This window comes from Diaphorobacter sp. HDW4A (genome assembly GCF_011305995.1).
Lineage (GTDB): Bacteria > Pseudomonadota > Gammaproteobacteria > Burkholderiales > Burkholderiaceae_C > Diaphorobacter_A.
In genome coordinates, this window is record NZ_CP049910.1 from 3,188,876 (window position 1) to 3,211,117 (window position 22,242).

Annotated in this window: 8 protein-coding genes and 1 pseudogene; 5 read left to right on the forward strand and 4 right to left on the reverse strand. The window is 57.4% G+C overall.

Annotated elements, in window-relative coordinates; all coding sequences use genetic code 11:
- The first annotated feature begins 164 nt into the window (after positions 1-164).
- Positions 165-4,739: an RHS repeat-associated core domain-containing protein gene (locus G7047_RS14540; RefSeq protein WP_166306664.1), complete on the forward strand. Its 4,575-nt coding sequence runs from the start codon at positions 165-167 to the stop codon at positions 4,737-4,739.
- 3 nt (positions 4,740-4,742) lie between these two features.
- A complete protein-coding gene (locus G7047_RS14545; RefSeq protein WP_166306667.1) occupies positions 4,743-5,243 on the forward strand; it encodes an Imm21 family immunity protein in 501 nt (166 codons plus the stop codon).
- Between the two features lie 143 nt (positions 5,244-5,386).
- Here G7047_RS14545 and G7047_RS31510 read toward each other — a convergent pair.
- A pseudogene (locus G7047_RS31510) lies at positions 5,387-6,699 on the reverse strand (PLxRFG domain-containing protein).
- A gap of 219 nt (positions 6,700-6,918) precedes the next feature.
- Here G7047_RS31510 and G7047_RS14555 point away from each other — a divergent pair.
- Positions 6,919-7,104 carry a hypothetical protein gene (locus G7047_RS14555; protein WP_166306670.1) on the forward strand — a complete coding sequence of 62 codons (186 nt, stop codon included), beginning with the start codon at positions 6,919-6,921 and terminating at the stop codon, positions 7,102-7,104.
- Between the two features lie 171 nt (positions 7,105-7,275).
- Here the strand turns inward: G7047_RS14555 and G7047_RS14560 are convergent, their stop codons facing one another.
- Entirely contained in the window at positions 7,276-7,521 is a 246-nt protein-coding gene (locus tag G7047_RS14560) for a hypothetical protein (RefSeq protein WP_166306673.1), read from the reverse strand.
- A gap of 182 nt (positions 7,522-7,703) precedes the next feature.
- Between G7047_RS14560 and G7047_RS14565 the strand changes: the two genes are divergently transcribed.
- Both G7047_RS14565 and G7047_RS14570 read left to right on the forward strand, forming a co-directional pair.
- The gene (locus tag G7047_RS14565) at positions 7,704-12,230 is read left to right on the forward strand and encodes an RHS repeat-associated core domain-containing protein (protein ID WP_166306676.1); all 4,527 of its coding nucleotides are present in this window, start codon (positions 7,704-7,706) and stop codon (positions 12,228-12,230) included.
- A 569-nt stretch (positions 12,231-12,799) separates the two neighbouring features.
- Positions 12,800-13,138, forward strand: coding sequence for an ankyrin repeat domain-containing protein (locus G7047_RS14570; protein ID WP_166306679.1), 339 nt, complete (start codon positions 12,800-12,802; stop codon positions 13,136-13,138).
- 136 nt (positions 13,139-13,274) lie between these two features.
- On the opposite strand, the gene G7047_RS14575 is transcribed toward G7047_RS14570, so the two are convergent.
- Entirely contained in the window at positions 13,275-20,066 is a 6,792-nt protein-coding gene (locus tag G7047_RS14575) for a PLxRFG domain-containing protein (RefSeq protein ID WP_166306682.1), read from the reverse strand.
- A gap of 2 nt (positions 20,067-20,068) precedes the next feature.
- Positions 20,069-22,171: a hypothetical protein gene (locus G7047_RS14580; protein ID WP_166306685.1), complete on the reverse strand. Its 2,103-nt coding sequence runs from the start codon at positions 22,169-22,171 to the stop codon at positions 20,069-20,071.
- Positions 22,172-22,242 lie beyond the last annotated feature (71 nt).

Sequence of the window (22,242 nt, forward strand, 5' to 3'; positions counted from 1 at the left end):
TTCCGTTGGAGTTAAGAGCCCAGACGTTCGCAGGGACCTGCATGGGGAGCCTGCAAAATGGCTGGCAGCATGAAGTTACTTGCGTAATGAAGCCAAGGCATTTCAGTGAATTTACATACGGCACAGGCTATAGCGGAAATTCAAAAGCGAGTGCAGCAGAGGCAATGGATGCAACGGTAGCCTATTTCTCTCAAGGACGGACAAATATTTGTTCGGTTTCTTGGTCCGTAGACGGCCCACTTGAGCCTTTAACTCTCGATCCATGGATCGAATCAAAACAGTTGCTCTGGGGTCGCCAACCTTACGCAATTCATTGGTTATCCTTCGACAAGGAAAAAGGTGAATGTGTATATTCAAAAGGTGGTGTATACGTATATCAAACACGCTACGCCAATTGCTTTGACCCTGAAAACCAAGAAGACATAGCCAAATGGTCCAACAGTTGGATGACCGACATTGCCAGCAATGTATGCGTGTCACGTAACGTCATAAGGCGAGACTCACTCCCCCAGATGTGTTCAATGGACGGCTCCGGAAATGACAGAAATCGAACCGGCAACACCTTTCCTTCACTTGCCGGGAATCCAGTTCAAATCTCAACTGGCAACAAGATCGAAGCCAACACGGACTACTTTGACAGGCAAGCTGCACCGCTGACGTTCACACGTATTTACAATAGCGGCTGGTCATCTGGAGTAATTCCGACACCTCCAGAATTTTACGGAAAAGGCTGGTCTCACAATCACGAGGCATGGCTTACCAGTTCACGTCAAAATGTAGGAACGAACAAAACATCTAATGCCATATCCCCAAAAAATGGAGAGCATGAAACGCTATATATACACTCAGCACTAGGTGAATATTCTATTTTTCATCGTTTTGTGCCGCCCTCAACATCAGCCATTGGTAGTGAAGTCCCCGGAACCTTCAACGGAGGAGCGCCTGGACAACGGCTGGAGCGCAAGGAAAAGGGATGGGAGTATACAAACAGCGAAGACACAAAATTCTTCTTCAATGCAGACGGCAGAGTCACAAAGAAGATTACATCAAATGGTGACGTATATGCCTACGAATACAATACAGGCACCCGAAAACTAATTTCCATAAGAAACCAGTTCAATCGATCCGTCCTCATTGCAGAAAACATGCTCACCAGCGAGGTTGAATTACAACCAAGTTCCGGCGATCTAGTACGATATTCACTCGATGATAATCTACTCAGCAAAGTAACATCTGTCGACGGATCATTTTTTAAATACACCTACAATCCAGACAAGCTACTCATCGGCAAAATTGATGAGATAGGAAATTCAATTGGCTCGTATACATACTCTGATAATAGAGTTGTAAAATCCGAAAAGTCGCCCAACACGGACACATATTTATTCAACTACGATCATACTCTGGGCAACAGAATCACCACAATAACCCCTCCCATTGGAGACAGAATAACCACAAGAGCTCAAGCCAGCGGGTTAGCATCCACTGTTACCACATCTCCCTTTTCTGCTCTTAACACCAGCACCCAAAAAGGCATCTATCTCACTGCGGATGGTTTCTTGGATTTTGAAACCGACTACAGAGACAATGCAATATTTTGGCAATGGAACAAAGAAAGAATACTCCCCACAAAAATAACGGAGGCTAAAGGTCAAAAAAATACCGAACGAATTACCGATATCAGTTGGCATCTGCTTTTCCGAAAGCCCATCCGGCTCGAGCGCGGTGGCAATATTGAGGAGATGGAGTACGACCAACGAGGCAATATGATCAGTTGGTCAGTCACCGGATCCACCGGGATATTCCAGCGTCACGAATGGACATACGACGGCCAAGACAATTTGCTGACCGTGACGGCTCCAGGCGGTTACTCGGCAAGCTACACCTACGATGCCAACAGCAACCGGAAGACCTTCACAGACCCATTTGGTCGCGTGACCTACTTCACGGATTACGACAATCGCGGGCGGTTGCTTTCCTTCACTGACCCCACGGGCCGCACCTATTCGCTGACCTACGATCTGCGCGGAAGGCTCACCAGTTCGACGGTTGCTGGCCTTACCACCTCGTATCAGTATCAGCTCAACGGAGTCATGACCAAGGCCATCTTCCCCAATGGCTATGTGGTGAACTACACGTACGACACCGCGCAAAGACTGACTGGATGGACTGACAACAGAGGAAACGCTCAGACCTTTGTGCTTGACGGTGCCGGGAATCGGACAAGCGAGAAAACGACCGACAGCATTGGAAGCGTCGCCTTTGAAATCGCACGCACGCTCAACGGCATCAATCGCGTCAGCAGCGAAACAGTTGGCGCGGACCAAAAGAAGAGCTTTACCTATGATGCCAACGGCGATCTTGCAACCATCTCCGATGGTTTGCTGAAAACCGTTTCTCTCACACGCGACGCCCTTCGTCGTACCACGGCCATCCGTGATGAAAACAACGCCAAGGCTCTTCTCAGCTACAACGCACTCGATGCCATTGTTCAAGCCAAAGACCGCAAAAGTGTGGCCACCGACTACAGCCGAAATGCCATCGGTGGTGCGCTCCAAGAAACGTCTCTTGACACTGGCATCATCAGCTCTACGTTCGACGCTCGCGGGCTGACGACGTCAGTCAAAGATGCCACGGGCCGGATGATCAACATCGACAACGACGCCCTTGGCCGCACCACCAAGCTCAGCTACAACGACAGCACCACTTCATTACTGAAGTACGACCTCTCAGGCACCACATACAACACCACCGACGCGCCCAATGCCAGCATCGGTAGCCTGAGCGAAGTCCAGGACCCCGGCGTCACCACGCAATATCAGCGCGACGCCCTGAGCCGCATCGTGCGCAAGACGCAGACCCTGAGTGGTGGTGAGACGCGCTCCACCAGCTACACCTACGTTCCAGCCGGTCAAGGCGGCGCGGGCAGTCTGCAATCCATCACCTACCCCAGTGGCAAGACGCTCGCGTACAGCTACGACAGCACGGGCCTCATCACCGGCATGACGTGGAACGGTACACCACTGGTCTCCGCTCTCCAGTGGAGCCCGCTGGGCGTGCCCACGGTCTGGACGTGGCCGGGCATCAAGATGTCGCCGACGGATCCGTCCTCTCTGTTCGAGAACCGGCAATACAACACCGCCGGTCAGCTCATCCACAGCGGTCTGCTGGATCTCACCTGGGATGCCGCCGGGCGCGTGACAGCCATTGCACAGAGTCACATGATTCCGGGCAGCGGCAGCGATCCCGCGCAGCGCGGCATGGTCTCCAGCAGTTTCAACTACAACGCGACTGGCAACCTCACGGCGAGCGCCCATGCGTTGATGGCCGTGCCCGCCGTCACGCTCCCCGCAGGTGTCACTTTACCTGATGTAGTTGGCTACACCAGCCTTGGATACAGCTACGACGCCAACGCCAACCGCACCAGTGGCGTGTTCACCAAGGCCACGGGCGTGGGGACTCCCCTCAAGCTCACGCGTACCTACACGAGCACGACTGGCACCAACCGTCTGGCCAGCGTCACCACGACTAGCAGCGCTGGCGGAACCATACCCGCCAAGACCTACGAGTACGATGCCAGCGGCTCGCTCACCAGCGCCGCAGGCCAGTACCTGCACTACGGCCCCAATGGCCGGGTCGCCAAGCTGACCGGCACCGCCAGTAGCACTGACCCGCTGGCCGTGAGTTATGTGTACAACAGCTCCAGCCAGCGCGTGCTCAAGACTGATGCGCACACCGCAGGCGCAGCCGTGTCCGAGCATGCCTTCTACTCGGATGACGATGGCACCAGCCCGCTGGGCTTCTACAGCAGCCAGCGCAGCAGCAACTCGGCCGCACCCGCCGGAGAGAACGATTCAACCGAGCTTCTGTACCTGCCCACCGCCAACGGCCTGATACCCATAGCCGCGCAGATCAACGGACGGATCTATGCGATTGACACGGACCACCTGAACACGCCGCGCCGCCTCACCAACGCCGATGGCCAGGTCGCATGGCAATGGCTGATCACCGGCTTCGGCGAAGTCACGCCGACCACCGGAGCGACTGGCTACCTGCAGCCTGGCAGCACCGCTACCGCCCCGAGCTATGCGCCCGCCGTGACGTTCAACCTGCGGTATCCCGGACAGCAGTGGGATCAGGAAACCGGGCTCGCCTACAACATCAATCGGTACTACGATGCGAGCAGTGGGCGGTACATTCAGGCTGATCCGATTGGGCTGGATGGGGGGTGGAATCGGTTTGCCTATGTGAGCGGCAATCCTTTGAATGCGGTTGATCCATGGGGATTGCAGACTCTCCCTCGGCGACCACAAGACAATATGCCGGTTGGGGTGGGCGGCGGTGCAGGGCCACTCATCATTACCGGAGCAGGCGGAGCTGCAGCTGGACGGTCCTTGTGGGATTTATGCAAGCAAGGATGGAACTGGATATTTTCTGATGGAGGAAATAACACCCTTGAGCCAGGACCTCACGCAGGAGACTCCATTCCTGCACGCGGCCCTGGCAGAGATTTCACTCCAGAAGAGAGAGACTCAATAAATGACATTGGCGATGCAACTGGGTGTCATACATGCGGCTCAACTGTCCCCGGTACAAATAGTGGGAATTGGATTCCTGACCACCAACCACCAAACGCCCTCAATCCCGATGCAGGCCCTCAACGTCTTTACCCTCACTGCCTTTCTTGCAGTAGACGCCAGGGAGGGCAAATTCGAGGAAATCAAACCAGAGGAAATTAAATAATGAAGTGGATCATCTCCAATGGGGGCCCGCTAATATTCTCATCCAAGAAGTCTGCAGAGCATTGGAAGGGGACCGCAGGTAGCTCACTCAAGAAAAAAGAAACAGATTATGAGAGGGCATGCGCCATCTACGACTATATCGATGTCATTGTTAGCGGCAAGGACGATGTGGCGGTTCTGGGCGATGAGCCTATGCAATCTAAAATCTTCAAAGACAAAGAAAGAATTTTTATAGCTCGATGGGAATACTGTAAATCCGAAGATTTAGCAGATGATGTTCTAAAAAATCTTCCAAAAGATTTAAATATTATTTCCAATGATAAATTCATGAGACTCCTTGGTGGTGAGTTGATAATTTTTGACTCTGCGCTATCCTTCAGTGAGATTGAAATCGACCCCACTCCATCGGTAGAAGAAGGTATTTACAGAATAACGACCGAGGCTTACAAGTTGGAAAAGGAATACAGCTTTATCATCCATATGTTAATAAAAACTTCATGAATAGAATTAGCAACAGCTAGTCCAGCAAAATTAAAAAGCCACCTACAACCCCATGTCAGCCGCAACGGCTGGGGGTTCAGGTGGCTTTGTCATTGATGCCAGTGTTGCGTGTCCGCTACGAACAGTGCTGAGTCAACATCGCCTCATTCACCCGTCGCAAACCTCCCCTGCTCCAGCACATCCCGCCGCTTCTTCGGCAGATACACGCCGTCTTCCGCCTCGCGGATCCGCTTCTGGCGGGCGTGCACACTCTGCGCCAACTGCATGGGCTGGATCCGGCGGCTCGGATTCTTCTCGTTGAACTTGGCGATGGCCTCTCGTGCATCGGCCTTGCCTTCGTCATCCTTGGTCATGACCGCCATGGCGAACTGCTCCACGAGCGCGCTGCGCCGCGCCTGTAGCGCCTTGTCATGGCCCACGATGGCAGACTTGCCCTCGTAGGCGTTGCGCACTTCGGAGGGGGAGAACCCGGCAGCTTGGCCAAGCAGTGACGCCGAATCCACTTCGTCCTGAATCACGATGCCGCTCTTGTCCTTCACGCCCTCGGTGCCGTAGCGGAACGCCTTGAGCGGCCCGCGCAGCACCGTAGGCGCCATGGTTTCGAGTCCTCGCGCGTAGCGGCCCTCGCTCATATCCTGCACGCCCTTGAGCGCATTCACACCGATGGCGGCCACCGGGCCGAGTGCCGCGGTCATCGCAGCTTCGCCCAGGCGCTGCCCTTCCAGTCCTTCCTGCACATCCGGGAAGATCAGCTTGTCGAGACCCACGCGGCCGGAGATGTCCCACGGGTGAGGCGTGAAAGACCATGGGCCAGCACCTCGGCAGGTTTCTGCCCGAAGGTGTCGGCCAGCAGGTTCTGCAGCGCGATCTGCGCGTCCCATGGTTCATCGTCATCACCGCCGAGCATCGAGGCCGCGGCGAGCAGCGTGGTGACCATGGGCAGGCCCAGCACCCCGGCCGCCATCGCGTGCGTGGTGAGCAGGCCGGCCAGCGTCTTGCGGGCGACCGCACGGTCCTCCGGAGACGCCCCTTTGAGCGCCTGGTGGGCACTGCGCGCGAAGGTGTAGACCATGTTCTGGCTGTACTGCTTGAACAGCAGCAGCACCTTCTGCCAGTTGCCCTGCATGAAGCGCGGGCGGTTATTGGCGCTGTAGTCGAAGTGACCGTCGTAGGTGGCTTGCACCGCGTCGGAATAGGCCTGCTTCTGGTCGGCGCCCGCCTCGCGCGCCAGCCGGTACGCTGCGATGAAGGTCACCTGCCGGTTGAACTTCTCGGCATGGTGGAACATCCAGCTGGCCGCGCGCATCACCGGATAGGCGACGAGCGCGGTCTGCGTCAGGTTGACCATGGCCGATGCAGACGACAGACCCAGATGGAAGATGAAGCCGGGGATGGCGGGGAAGGTGGACACCGCGCTCGACCTCGGGTTCATCGCCGCATCATGGCACTTGACCATCTCGTCGACCACATGCTAATCCTTCGCGGCGTCGAAGACAGATCAGGAAGTGACAACAGGTAGAGCTGGCCCAGTGCGTCCTCGATCTCGGGGCGTTCGGCGCGATCCTTGATGGCGTTGCGCACGACGCGCGCGTGCTTGCGTCAGGAGTCTCGCGCCCGGGCGTAGATGTCCTTGGCCTCGGATGAGAGCGATTCATACCAGACGCGTCACGCCTACGTGAGCGATGCACTCGGCTCCGTGGAAAACCCTCCGTACATCAACCGACAGATAGGGCACAAGAACGCCAAGAGAATGCTACTCACCATCCAAGCGAAATGGATTGATGGGGCGGACTGTGGCCGAGAGCTGGAAAAACCAGAAGAGATGCTCAGAAACGAAAAAACCGCCAAGAAGGCGGTTTAATCTGAGCGGGCATTCGTTCTGAATGTCCCTCCAATGTCCCTGAAGTATTCGGATCTGGTTATCTCCGAATGGGAAATTGGTAGGCGCGATTGGACTCGAACCAGTTCGGGACGCCTTGTAGATCAACGCTCTAGAGGAGAGGAGCGAAAAAAGTGCCCCCAATTTCCCCGCCTATCCCCCAATTTCTCCCACGGAAATCTCCCACGGGCCTCTCGTGGCAAGTGCCACACGCGGCATTCGCCGACGAGCCGCTTTGGGAATCACCGCGCTCACTGATCCATCGACCAATGCGGCGAACTCGGTGACATTGAAGTACTGTGCGATCACCTGCAACGGATCACCGACTTCGTCGATCTTGCGTTTGCGCAAAGTCTGAGCAAAGAAGTCAAACTTCAGGGAGCTGCATGTGGTGATCATGCATTGCCTTTACCTGCCGACCGTATGGGCCGGGGGAGGAGTGGCGCACTCTTGAGCAATTCTCAGCAAAAATCAGTATTTATCTGGACTACGCACGAAGAAATCTTCGATATTATATTTTTAATACGGCATCACCTGGCTTCTAAAACTCAAAAATTATTCATCTCATTGACTTAAGAAAAATGCAAAACCGAAGAATCAAAGTATTAAATTTTCTTATTGGATTAATACTATCCATTACTTCATTAACGTCACAAGCATTTTTTCTTGGCGAAAAAACACATTGGTGGCTTCAGTATTCTGCAGACATATACAGCGAGATCCATGCATCACCAGAAGGCGCCTGCGCAGATATTTTTGGAAAGCTGGTCGCTGCTGGCCGCCTCGCAACCTATCCGCCTTATGGCCCATATCGACATCAAGTTGGCACCAATGGGCCTGATAATTATATCTGCTATTTTCTATCAACAAAAGACGAAGGCATTCCCACATCAAATTGGCTGGGAATTGGTCCGGCCTATACATGCCCAGAAAACACAAAGGAAAGATTGACTACTGGCAATTGTGAGTGCCAAGATGGATTTAAAGAAATCAGAAATCAATGCATCATTCCGAGAGCGTCGAATATGTGCGAGATGGGGTCCCTATTTGGAAACCCGATCTCTCCCTCTTTTGGAGAAAAATTGCGCTTTGAATCTGACATATTCGACTCCAGCCCACATGGCCTCACTTTTGATCGCTATTACAGAAGTTACTCCGGAGGCTCGCCCGAAGGAGGTGCGAAACATCTGGGGAAAGGGTGGTCCCACAATCACCATATGAAGTTAATAAAATACTTCAAAAAGACGTATCCCAAGGTCGCAATCAGCAATCAACAAGGAGAGTTAGTTGAGTTCACCCCAACCAATAATGGCAAGTGGGAGCCCACCAATGTCAATGTAGCAGACACATTAATTCATTCCGTCGACACATGGACATTCAGACCTCAGAAAAGTGATACTTCCTATGTCTTCACCGAAGATGGAATACTTCGCAAAAAGATCGAACGAAACAACTGGATAACCGAATACGACTATGAATCCACCGACCCATCGAAAATAGCAACAATCAAAAACAACTTTGGGAAACAACTCACATTCTCATACATTGGCGACAGAATTTCCAGCATTGAAGATCAAGCAGGGAAATTCACTCAATACACATACAGCCTAGATAGCAAGAAGAATCTGCTGTCCGTTATTTACCCAGATGGCAGTGAAAAAATATATATCTACAATGATCTCGATTTATTAATAGGTATCATTGACGAGACGGGAGTTGAGTGGGGAAAATTTGCATACGACTCCAACAAAAGAGCCATTAAGACCGAGTTACCTAATGGCATAGAGTCCTATTCCATCACATATTCACAGAATGGATTCACTAGTGTCAAGGATCCGCTTGGGACCGTCAGACAATTTGCCTACAATACGACGATGGATGGAAGGATTCAGTCCACTTCCGCCAGCTTGCCATCTGCAGATGGGTCAAATTCAATAAAGCGTCAAACAACTAACTATTACGGAATTCTATCAAACCAAGAAGACTTCTTAGGACGCAGCACCGCATTAAGTTGGAATGACAGAAGTTTACTCACACAAATTTACGAAGATAATATACGGTCTACAACTATAGAGTGGCATCATGAGTTCAATATTCCAACAAAAATCAAGACAGGCAGTATTGAAAACGCATTCACATATGACATCAGTGGGAGACTATTGAGTCATTCATTTGGCGGACCAGCACCAGCACCACAATCCACCTCACGCTGGGAATACAACGCCGATGGATTGGTAGAGCGCTACTACGACCCCGCTCAATACATAACCAAATATACTTATGATAGCGCTGGCAACAACACTTCCACGTCTAACCCACTTGGACAAGTAACAAGCTCCACCTATGACGCATATGGAGCCATCACAAGCACAACCACGCCCAGCAATATACTGACAGCAATTCAGTACACCCCGCGTGGAAAAATTACCAAGGCCAATGTAGGCGGGTTAGTTTCCGATTTTCTATACTCACCTACCAATCTACTTCATACAAGTACGTTTTACAACGGCCACAAGATTCAATATCAATACGATGATGCACACCGCTTAGTTGGGTGGTCCGACAATCGGGGATATACCGCCCAATACACGCTGGATGCAATGGGCAATAGAATAAATGAGTCAATAAAAGATGCCAATCAAATTGAATACTGGAAATTAACAAAGTCCATCAACAATTTAAACAGGGTCAGCAGCATCACCATTGGAGATATATACAACGATATTCCATCGCAAACCATTACTCAAACATACGACCTAAATGGTGATCTTCAGCAAGTCAAAGCAGGCGGTACTCAAACCACATTTGTGCGTGATGGAATTCGAAGAATCAAATCCCTAACAAACTCCAGTAACGCAGTTGCAACAATCACCCGAAACGAAGGTGATCACGTTACCAAAGCTACTGACTTCAAGGGCATTGCAACCAATTATTCCCGAGATATTTTTGGGAATGCGACACAAGAGTTGACGCCAGATGCAGGGACAACAAATTCACTGTTTGACATCCGTGGGCTAGCGACATCGACAACAGATGCAACTGGTCGCACCATCGGCATTGAACACGACGCCCTTGGCCGCACCACCAAGCTCAGCTACAACGACAACACCACTTCATTGCTGAAGTACGACCTCACCGGCACCACATACAACACCACCGACGCGCCCAATGCCAGCATCGGCAGCCTGAGCGAAGTCCAGGACCCCGGCGTCACCACGCAATATCAGCGCGACGCCCTGAGCCGCATCGTGCGCAAGACGCAGACCCTGACCGGTGGCGAGACACGCTCAACCAGCTACACCTATGTTCCAGCCGGTCAAGGCGGCGCGGGCAGTCTGCAATCCATCACCTACCCCAGTGGCAAGACGCTCACGTATAGCTACGACAGCACGGGCCTCATCACCGGGCTGACGTGGAATGGCGCTCCGCTGGTCTCCGCTCTCCAGTGGAGCCCGCTGGGCGTGCCCACGGTCTGGACGTGGCCGGGCATCAAGATGTCGCCGACGGATCCGTCCTCTCTGTTTGAGAACCGGCAATACAACACCGCCGGTCAGCTCATCCACAGCGGCCTGCTGGATCTCACCTGGGATGCCGCCGGGCGCGTGACCGCCATTGCACAGAGTCACATGATTCCGGGCAGCGGCAGCGATCCCGCGCAGCGCGGCATGGTCTCCAGCAGTTTCAACTACAACGCGACTGGCAACCTCACGGCGAGCGCCCATGCGTTGATGGTCACGCCCGCCGTCACGCTCCCCGCAGGTGTCACTTTGCCTGATGTAGTTGGCTATACCAGCCTTGGATACAGCTACGATGCCAATGGCAATCGCACGAGCGGCGCGTTTGCAAAGAACATCGGTGGCAACTCGCCAACAATGATTTCGCGCACGTATGTAAGTACCGCAGGAACCAACCGTTTGGCCAGCGTGACCAGCACGAGCAGCGCTGGCGGAACGATCCCCGCCAAGACCTACGAGTACGATGCCAGCGGCTCGCTCACCAGCGCCGCAGGCCAGTACCTGCACTACGGCCCCAATGGCCGGGTCGCCAAGCTGACCGGCACCACCAGCAGCATCGACCCGCTGGCAGTGAGTTATGTGTACAACAGCTCCAGCCAGCGCGTGCTCAAGACCGATGCGCGCACAGCAGGGGCATCAGTCTCCGAGCATGCGTTCTACTCGGACGACGATGGCACCAGCCCGCTGGGCTTCTACAGCAGCCAGCGCAGCAGCAACTCGGCCGCGCCCGCCGGAGAGAACGATTCAACCGAGCTTCTATACCTGCCCACCGCCAACGGCCTGATACCCATAGCCGCGCAGATCAACGGACGGATCTATGCGATTGACACGGACCACCTGAACACGCCCCGCCGCCTGACCAACGCCGACGGCCAGGTCGCATGGCAATGGCTGATCACCGGCTTCGGCGAAGTCACGCCGACCACCGGAGCAACTGGCTACCTGCAGCCTGGCAGCACCGCTACCGCCCCGAGCTATGCGCCCGCCGTGACGTTCAACCTGCGGTATCCCGGACAGCAGTGGGATCAGGAAACCGGACTCGCCTACAACATCAATCGGTACTACGATGCGAGCAGTGGGCGGTACATTCAGGCTGATCCGATTGGGCTGGATGGGGGGTGGAATCGGTTTGCCTATGTGGGGTCTAATCCACTGAATTCTGTGGACCCGATGGGACTTGCAACGAGAGAGCAGATAGACACAGCCATTCAATTATTGCAAGGCTCGTTTCCTGAAATCCTAAGAAGGCCTAATTCTGTAACAGGGGTTCCCAGCTTGTCAGGTACTTTGGGGCAACTCTTGGCTGGCAGAACTGACTTAAGCGGGAATATTAAATATAACGCGGACTTATATGGCCCGGATGGGGTGTCAGTGCCAGACTGCAAGATAGATGATTTTCTTCAGACAATGGCCCATGAAATGCAGCATCTAAATGAAAGCTGGTATGACCGGATTGGGTTAAGCACTGGGGAATTGCTTCATCGCATTTCACCAAAATACCCTAGCATTGAGGATATTATTGATCACAATGCTGATTTAATGTACGGATCCACCATTAACAAATTCAAAAGAAGCACCAATGGGAAAAGATAAAAATCCAAAATCTAGGTATTTGAAGACATTTTTTTCGTGCTTGGCAATCTTGGCTATCGTGTTGGGATTTTTAATTTTTGGAGATTTCAGTCGAGGTATATAGTTTGCCTATGTCGAGGGCAATCCGCTAAAGTACACCGATCCACAAGGACTTCAGCCGACAATGTCCTTGTGTTTTGGCGGCCCAATTCCCTGTGCTATAGGCGTTGGAGCAACGGCCGCCACTATCGGCTGGGGAGTATGGTCAACTAACCACAATTTACCTGCCCCAACCGGAGACTACAGTCCATGGTCACCCGATCCTCTTGAAAACGGAAAGTTTATTAATGATCGTGACGCAGTCAAAGATCTAGATGTGAGACCACCGCCTTATCAATATCCTAACGATCCCAATTGCGATGAAATAAAAAAAGAATTGAACATTATAATCGCGCCATTACTGTCAGAAAGCTCCTAACACAAAGATGGTACAGCGGCATGCTTAATGCGGGACACGCGAAGAGAATAGAAATACTAGAGAAAGAAAGAGATGAACTTCAACGTCGTCTCGACAGAGGAGATTGCAAGCCATGCTAACCAAGCTTAAAAAATTGGAACAATATTGGTGGCCTCTAACGGATGATAACGGCCTAGACATACCACTAACCGAAATCACTCAGAAGAATGTATTTGGGGAAATGCCTATTCACATTGCAGCTTGGAAAGGCACCCCAGAGGATATTACCTCGCTGATAAGTGGCGGCGCCAATATAGAAGAGATCGGCGAGTATGGAATGACTCCGCTTCATTACGCATACATGGGAAAAAAGACAGCCAATGTCGAGCTATTAATTGAACTGGGTGCCAACCGGCTTGCAAAATGCGAAATGGGGTTAATGCCGCATGAGCGACATGAGAATGAAAAATAGCCCGCTTGAACAGGCACATTTTGAATAAAAAGCCACCTGCAACCCCATGCCAGCCGTGACGGCTGGGGTTCAGGTGGCTTTGTCATTGGTGCCAGCGTTGTGTACTCGCTACGAACAGTGCTGAGTCAACATCGCCTCAATCGCCAGTCGCAAACCTCCCCTGCTCCAGCACATCACGCCGCTTCTTCGGCAGATACACGCCATCTTCCGCCTCGCGGATCCGCTTCTGGCGGGCGTGCACGCTCTGCGCCAACTGCATCGGCAGGATCCTGCGATTCGGGTTCTTCTCGTTGAACTTGGCAATGGCCGCGCGAGCATCGGCCTTGCCTTCGTCGTCCTTGGACATAACCGCCATGGCGAACTGCTCCACGAGCGCGCTGCGCCGCGCCTGCAGCGCCTTGTCGTGGCCGACGATGGCGGATTTGCCCTCGTAGGCATTGCGCACGTCGGAGGGGGAGAACCCGGCGGCTTGGCCAAGCAATGACGCCGCATCCACTTCGTCCTGAATCACGATGCCGCTCTTGTCCTTCACGCCCTCGGTGCCGTAGCGGAACGCCTTGAGTGGGCCGCGCAGCACGGTCGGTGCCATGGTTTCGAGTCCTCGCGCGTAGCGGCCCTCGCCCATCTCCTGCAGACCCTTCAACGCGTTCACGCCGATGGCCGCCACCGGGCCGAGTGCGGCGGTCATCGCAGCTTCGCCCAGGCGCTGACCTTCGAGGCCTTCCTGCACGTCGGGGAAGATGAGCTTGTCGAGGCCCACGCGGCCGGAGATGTCCCATGGGGTCAGGCGTGAAAGACCATGAGCCAGCACCTCGGCAGGCTTCTGCCCGAAGGTGTCGGCCAGCAGGTTCTGCAGCGCGACCTGCGCATCCCATGGCTCATCGTCGTCACCGCCGAGCATCGATGCCGCGGCGAGCAGCGTGGTGACCATGGGAAGGCCGAGCACACCGGCCGCCATAGCGTGCGTGGTGAGCAGGCCGGCCAGCGTCTTGCGAGCGACCGCGCGATCCTCTGGAGACGCACCTTTGAGCGCCTGGTGGGCGCTGCGCGCGAAGGTATAGACCATGTTCTGGCTGTACTGCTTGAACAGCAGCAGCACCTTCTGCCAGTTGCCCTGCATGAAGCGCGGGCGGTTGTTGGCGCTGTAGTCGAAGTGGCCGTCGTAGGTGGCTTGCACGGCATCGGCATAGGCCTGCTTCTGATCAGCACCAGCCTCGCGCGCCAGCCGGTACGCCGCGATGAACGTCACTTGCCGGTTGAACTTTTCGGCGTGGTGGAACATGGCACTGGCCACACGCATCACTGGCGCCAGCTTGTGCGACACGTTGCGGTCCTCGCCCTGCGCGATGCCGGCCAGATCGTGCGCCATAGTCACATCGACCACGCCCGAGCGCACGGCTTCGTCGAAGGCTGCACGCTCATCGGGGTTCAGTGCGCCCGTGATGTCGTTCTTGCCGCGTGCGGTCTCCTGACTGGCTTTCAACAACGCAGCGCTGGACTTGCCGAATCCCCAGCGCGCTCCCATCACCGGGTAGGCCACGAGCGCCGTCTGCGTCAGGTTGACCATGGCCGATGCAGGCGACAGGCCCAGATGGAAGATGAAGCCGAGGCTGGTGAGGAAGGTAGACACGGCGCTCGACTTCGGGTTCATCGCCGCATCGTGGCGCTTGACTATCTCGTCGACCACATGCTGACCCTTCACGGAATCGAAAGATGTGTCATGCGCGGAGCCGTCCACGCGTTCCTGCATGTCGCCGAGCTGTTCCTGCAGTTGGTCACCGTAGCGCAGCTTGGCCAAGTAGCTGGCGCCGTGGAACACGTTCTGCGCGAAGGCGCGACGTGCGTCCTGGCTGAAGCCCGCCGTGCCCTTGCGGTGCATGCCGTGCTTCGCCCAAGACAGATCGGGGAGCGACGAAAGGTAGAGCTGGCCCAGCGCGTCCTCGAGCTCGGCGCGTTGCTTGCCATCCATGCCCTGCTTGTCCAGCACGCCGTAGAGTTGCTCCATGAAGCCACGGCCCACGGTGTCGCGATCGGCAACGAAGTCTTTGGACTTGAGGACCTTGCCCACGTTGAAGCCCTGTGCGGCCGGGAAATTCACCAGCATCTGCCGGCGCATCTCATCCGCCTCCGACATGCTTTCCGCGCGGCTCACGTTGGACACCTTGCCCTCGGCATCCTTGACCACCACCAGGTATTGGCCAAAGCGGGCAAGCGGAAAATACACACCCTTGATGTGCCCGAAGAACTCGTTGTCCATGCGCTTGAGCATCTCCGCCCTTCGCTCGCTGCTCATCTCGGCTCGCTCGATGCGCTCCTTGATGGCGTTGCGCATGTCGCGCATGTGCTTGCGGTAGGTGTCACGGGCCCGGGTGTAAATGTCCTTGGCCTCGGGCGAGAGCGAATTGAAGCGGCGGTGCAGATCCCCGTAGCGCACGGCGTTGTCGCCCTGCTGGTACTCGCGCGTGGGGTCCATCTGCGCGAGGGTGGAGTCGTGCATGAGCTCGGCCAGCGCGCGCTCGTCCTTGAGCTTGCCCCACTCGGTAGCAAGCTGATCCGCACCAGCACCCGCCTCGTTCTTGTCGGCATCCATGCGCGCCATGAGATCGCTGTAGGTGCGCAGTTCAGGCAGCATGTCGCCATACACGTCCACCAGTTGGCGGCGTCCCAGCATCTGCAGTCCAAGATGGCGCAGATCGGCGGCCTTGAACCCGGCCTGCTTCTTGATGTTGGTGACGGTGACCGACTTGAGCATGTCGCCCACGCGCTGGGCGGCGGGCGTGTCGTCGGCCGAGCGGCTGAACCTTACGTCGTCGTCGCCTGTTTGCTCTTGGCCAGAATGGCTTTGATCCTGACGCTCGCGTCCGCGTCGTCCTTCTTCAGCGATTCGATCTCGGAGTCGCTGAGACGGTTCGTATCGCGCCAGATAGCGGGCCTCCGACTCGGTGAGCGCGTCGAAGCCGTAGCCGGTAGCGGCGCGGAATTCGTGTTCGAGGTCACCATGTTTTTGTCGAAGTGAGGAAAGGATTTCAGATGAGGGCTGAATTTTCGCACTGTACTGTTTACCGGTCAACGCAACCACGCCAGTGACCGTGCCACCGCCCTCGCGAATGTGGCTGGCCAGCGCGGCGAAAGTGCCACCCTGAGTCAACGTGTCGTCCACAAGCAGGTAGTCTCCGGGCGCAACTGTGCCAGCGAAGTCAACGGGCGCGAAGATGCGATCCAGCCCATCCAGACCCGTGCGGTGCGCGCGATTGGCCTGCACGATGCCGCTGGCTGTTTCGAGTCCCAGACGCTGGGCCAAGACCTCTGCCGCAGCACGCGGGATCTTGTTGCGGCCGGCTGACTCTTCCGCCGCCACCGGCACCACGAGTGGCCGAGCATCGCCGATCGCTGCCCTCACCTTCGCAACAACATCGGGCGTGACCAGATCCTGTGCGAGGCGAACGGCCGCTTCAACGTCGCCCGCCTTCGCCGCCGCGTAGTCGGGATGCTTCGAGGCTGCGCCCAGTGCGTCGCCAATGATGGCGTCTGGAAGTTCGGTGGGCATGGAGTCGGATCGACTGAATGAAGTCTCCAGACTACCATTTGCTCCAGCACCTCCCCGAATCACCCACTCGCGCGCGGGCAAGATGTAGCTGCGAATGATCTCGCCGTCGGTCAGTTCCAGGTTCTTGAAACCGGGAACGTTCTCGCGCAGCCAGGTACGGATGGCGGCCACCGCGCGGCGCACGAATCCCATCTCCGGATGCGTCTCGGCCAAGTTGGCCAACACCTCTTCGGCCGCGGCCCGGCGGTCGAGCCTGTTCACGCCGCGCAGGCCGTACTCCTTGATCTTGGCGTCCACCTCGGGTTTGCGCATGTTGGCCACCTGGTTGAGGATGGTGTCCAACTCCTTGCCAAAGCGACCACGCAAACCGTGGTGGCCGAGCACCTCATGGAACAGCACGCGCGCGGCATCCTGCGGCGAGTTCAGGCGCGATGCCATCAAGTAGGTCTTGCCGCGATAGTAGAAGCCCTCGGGCGCACCGCGCGCGCCGCCGCTGCGCTGCTTGAGGTCCGCACGGCGGGCGCTCTCGGGCACCACGGGATCCTGCATGTCGAACGCCACAACCACATCGGCATTGCCGCCCCACGCTGCACGGATGGCATTCACTGTCTGCTCCACTGAGCGAATGGCCTGCATGCGCGCCTCGGGCGAGAAGGTACTGGTGCTGCTGCCAGTGCGACGGAACGGTATGTCCTCGAAAAAATCATCGGCCTTGGTCCCGGCCGTGTTCCCAGACGAGGGGTTAGATTTCAGATCCGACCCTTGCGCCACGGGCTGCACCTTTGCTGGTGCTGCCGGAGCTACAGCGGAAGCACGTTCGCCGGAGCCAATTGCATCAGGTACACCTTGTCGCACAGCGGCGCGAGGCTCAGCGGAATCGACCCGTTGTCGAGTGCCGACAGCAGGAGCCGGGCTTGCATCCGGCCGACCTGCCCCGTCTTGCGCAGCACTGCCAGCGCCTTGCGAGCGTTCATCTCGCAGCCGTAGATTTCGTGGGGTGACATCATTTGGTTGTCCTCGTTCTGCTTCGGCCTGAGCCGCATCCGCCGCGTCGATCTCGGCGACGATCTGCGACACGCGCTTGCCGCGCGGGTTCAGTCCGAGATCACGCGCCACCATGCCCGCCTGAATGGCGTTCGTGCGCCATGTCGGATGGCGTGGCGAATAGACCTCCGGCATGGGCTGCGCGCCGCGGGCGTGGCCCATCTGGGCGGGTTTGACTTCGCGCGCCGTGACATCGATGACGCGGCCATCTGCCTGCGGCACCGTGGCGGGCACCTGCGCTGGTTGCGCCTCGCGCACCGGAGAAATACGCGTGTGGTTGTCCATCCCGAGCGCCTCGCGCTGCGCGCGCTGCTGCTCCAGCGCAATGCGTTGATCGCGCCCTTCATTGACGCGCTGCATGACCTCTGCACGAGACTCGGCTCGAACGCCGTCGGCACCGGCCAGCATGCGCCCCGTTGAGCTCGAGTCATGGGACAGCATGGCAGGGCCAGCGGACGGAACAGGTGCGCCATGCTCTGCCGTCAACCGCACGGACGGCTGCACGTCGTAGCCGCGCCCACTGGGATGGAACACCACCGTGGCCGGGATACCAGCATCGATCGCACGATTGCGCAGGGCATGCGCCTCGTTCAGGCGAAGCGCCTGGCCAGGCTCCTTGCCGTCCGCAATCGCCAGTGCAGCGATCTGTTCGGCGAAGGGTGCGGGTGCTGGCGCCTGCACATCGGGCGCAAAATCAATCTCGTTGCCGAAGCGCTGCTGCTCGCTGGGCTGCAAGGACAGGGGTGCCTCTGGCGTTGACGTTGCATTGCGAGCATTCCAAAGTGCTTCCGGCGAGAACATGCCATGAAGAAACTCTGCGGCGGCTGCACGCTGCTGCGGTGGCAGCGCAGGGTTCTGAGCATCGTTGAGGCGCTGGCGCACTTGCTCCCGGTACTTTGGCGCCACGGCACTGTCGATCAGGTCCGCGTACGTGTTGACGTCAGGAAGATCAGGCTTGTGGGCATCAAACCCCTGCAGATCAGGCCTGCGAGCATCAAAGCCGCGCATCACACGGCCGCTGTCCATATCCTGTATGCCGGGCTCCACTGGCGCCGCCGCAGATGCAAGAGTGCGCGCCTCCCCTTCGCGGAAAGCACGAACGCCAGCAGGCAGATCTTCGTTGCCCAAGTCCGCCTGCAGCATCTGGGCCTCGCGCTGCTGCTCTGGCGTCAGGCGATCAATGGCATCACCCAACACATTGCGCGCATCGGGTACCACCGGTGCCGGAGTCTCTGGAACCAGCGACAGCTCTGCGGCCTGTGATGCCACCTTGGAGATCGGGCCATCGTTGGGATTGATTGCCGGAGTGGCTGCCGCGCTGCTGGTGGCCTCGGGCGTCGGACCGACATTCCCCGCCTGATCGGCGAAGAGCGTTGCGGGCGTCGAGTCGTCTGGTGCGACGGATGCATCAACGCCACCCTCCGCAACCACGGACACGCCATCACCTGCGACCGGAGCGGTATCAGCAGGCACCGCATTGGCAGGCAGTTGCTCGGCAGACTGTTGACCCCGGCCACGCACACGATCAGCAACGCCCGAAGCGCCACCCATCACACCACCGCCGATGCCGCCCATGGCTGCCGCGAGCGCTGTGTCCTCGATGTTTTCGGCCTTGGTCGGATCCTTGAATGCACCCCACTGCTCAATGACGTTCTGTGCACCTTCGGTCGCGCCCTCCTTGAGTACGCCCTTCCCGACTTCTTTGAGGACGGTTCCAGCAGCGCCGCCGGGCACGCCCTTGAGCACGCTGAGCGCCTTCCCCATGCCCACGCGCTCGAGCGCCGTTGCAGGGATGGCCGCCGCCAGAGCGCGAGCCTTGTCCTCTTGGCCAGCCTCCTTTTGCTCTTGCCGAATACCGCCATATTCCTGCGTGAAAATCGGAGCCAAGCCGCCGACGACACCACCGACGGTGCCACCAACCGCTGCACCTGCAGGGCCAAGCAAACGCCCCATGGCGCTGCCCGCCTTCGCACCAGCGATACCACCAGCGCCTGCAGCCGCGATCTGCGGCGCGAACTGCCCGACCGACTCCTTCACTGCGAGCCAGGGACTGTTGACCAGATCACGCAAGCTGCGGATGCCCGCAGGATTGCGGTCGATGATCCCCTGCCCTGTTTCCTGCACGGCGCGCGTGACAGCATTAGGGCCCGTGACATCCTCAGCGGTTGTCGCAGCTGTGGTGAGCATCTGCCCGGCCGTGCGTTTCACCGTGGGAATGAACCCCGGCTTCGTCTCCTCGACGGGCTCAAATTGCGACCAGTCAACAGCGCCGCCAGCCGCTGCTCCATCCGGTTTATCGTCAATCGGCGTGTAGTCGTTCCAGTTCACATTGCTCATGCTCAACCTCCCACGGGAACGGGCTTGCCGTTCTTGACCACATAGATGCGCCCATCCTTGCCGCGCACCTTTGTGCCTTCGGCGGGCGATGCCTGCTCGGTGGGTGCGGGAGCTTGAACCCACTGCTTTTCCACCGTGTCATACAAGCTGGTCGGCTCCTTGACTGTCTGACCGTCGCGCACCGTCTGGCCGCCGCCCACGGTGACAAAGCGATCCTTCATGGAGTCAGACTTGCCATGCAAGGCCAGCAGGCGCTCGCGTGCGCTGCGCTGCTCGACGGGCGTCTTGGCGTTCTGCAGTGCCATCTCAGCGTCGTCGATGCGCTGGGCTGTTCGCTCCTGACGCGCTGCGGTGCCCTGCTTGATGGCAAGTTCCCCGCGTGCAATAGCGTTCGAATCACCGTAGTGGCGGGCATTGATATTCGCGCGGTCCGTAGCTCCCATCTGCTGCAGCCGTTCGCGCGCCATGGATCCGGACTGCTGCATCGCTTCGCGCTGAAGCGCATTGCCGCCGCGAACGTTTTCAAGATCCTGCGCCTCGAAGGAACGCAAAGCATTCGAGCCCTGAGCAGCCGTTTTCTGGTGGATCGAAGAGGCTTGGACCTCGGCATCGCGGCGCTGCTGCTCGGGCGTGCGCGACCACATATTTCCATTGCCCGATTGCTGGCCGATGACGCCTGTGAATCCTGCAGTGCCTGCAGCCATCAAACGGGCCTGAGCATCGCCGCCGCCGCCCTGGCCGCCGTTCGGCGCGGGAGCTGCGTTCCCCTGATTCAATCGCTGGTCATACGCAGGGTTGTAGCCAACGGGTGTTGCACTGGCGATCAGTCCAGCCTGAGCTGCCTGCTCGGGTGTCATACCCACGGGCGACTGCGTGCCAGCATTCAACAGCCGTGAAGCCGCGCTGCCGCCGTTGGTGCCGCTGCCGCTCGTCGCGAACGCGTAGTTTCCGTTGTCATCCATCGCCATGCGCGAGCCTGCTGGGGCCGTGGTGACGCTACCAAAGCCACGGCCATTGATGCCCGCACCAGGCAGCGCATCGCCCTTGGCATTGGTGTACGACACCGGCCCCGACACGTCGTTTCCGCTGAACGACATGGTGCCGTTGGCCTGCCGCTGAGCGGTCACCCGCCCTTGCGGATTCGCAGCGCCGACGTCGGCATTGGTCATGCCCGAGCGATCCCAGGACGGCTGCGCGGGTGCAGGGGCAGCAGTCGGCACCGTGGATGTTGGTGGCGGCTTGTTCGGATCGGCAAACTCTGGATTGATGCGGCCACGCCCGGCGCCAGCTCCAGCAGTTGCATCAGGCGACGAGGGAGTCTGCGCCGCCGCTGCAGCGCCCGACATGGCTGCGCCACTCGCGATCATGCCGGAAGCGTTGCCAAGCAGTCGTGATGCTGCACTGATACCTGAACTGACGGCTTGGCCAGTGCTGGCAACAGCGGGCAATGCACGAGAGATACCAGGTATTGCCATTGCCGAGTTGTAAACATTGCGGCCGATCTCGGAGTCCTTCCAACTGTCGCCGACCTGACGACCCGTGGAGATGGATGGGCCTTCGTCCTTCGGGATCTGGGCAATCAGTTCGTCGCGCGTGAAGTCCTTGGCGGGCGCCGCAGCAGACGTTGGAGCAACTGGAGCCGATGCTGAAACAGGTGCACCAGAAAACCCGCTGTCGCCCTGAATGCGATTGCCGGGGAAGGTGTTCGAAGGCGAGGAAGGCGACGGCATTGGAGCGGGTGCTGGTGCCGGTGGTGCTGGTGGCGCCTGCGTCACTCCCGGATTGGTCGTCGCTGCTGCCGCGTCGCCAAAGCTGTTGGGTTTCTTCAGCTCGTCATCCACCATGCCGCCATCGGCAAAGCGACGGCCGCGCCGCTGCTTACCCGTGGGTTCATGCGTGGAGTCCACGAGGTCGCGCAACGACCTGAGGCCAACGGCTTGCACGGTGTCGGCGGGCAGCACGAACTCATCGCGTGAGAGCTTCGCGTCCACGGAGTCGGATGTAGGAGTGCCGGGACCTCGAACGAGGCCGCCATCACGGAATCGAGGAGCTGGGCGCGCAACGCCCAGGAGCCGCTTCGCGGCGGCGGACAGTGGTTGAGACATGATGATCCCTTCTGGATTTACCAGAAGAGTCTCGGCCCGATGTCCCCAGAATGAAAACCCTAGAGGGGAGA

Bases quoted from the DNA above. Each gene is read 5' to 3' on its own strand.
- G7047_RS14570 (WP_166306679.1), top strand. From the start codon at position 12,800: ATGCTAACCAAGCTTAAAAAATTGGAACAATATTGGTGGCCTCTAACG.
- G7047_RS14540 (WP_166306664.1), top strand. From the start codon at position 165: ATGGATGCAACGGTAGCCTATTTCTCTCAAGGACGGACAAATATTTGT.
- G7047_RS14565 (WP_166306676.1), top strand. From the start codon at position 7,704: ATGCAAAACCGAAGAATCAAAGTATTAAATTTTCTTATTGGATTAATA.
- G7047_RS14560 (WP_166306673.1), bottom strand. From the start codon at position 7,521: ATGATCACCACATGCAGCTCCCTGAAGTTTGACTTCTTTGCTCAGACT.
- G7047_RS14580 (WP_166306685.1), bottom strand. From the start codon at position 22,171: ATGTCTCAACCACTGTCCGCCGCCGCGAAGCGGCTCCTGGGCGTTGCG.
- G7047_RS14545 (WP_166306667.1), top strand. From the start codon at position 4,743: ATGAAGTGGATCATCTCCAATGGGGGCCCGCTAATATTCTCATCCAAG.
- G7047_RS14575 (WP_166306682.1), bottom strand. From the start codon at position 20,066: ATGAGCAATGTGAACTGGAACGACTACACGCCGATTGACGATAAACCG.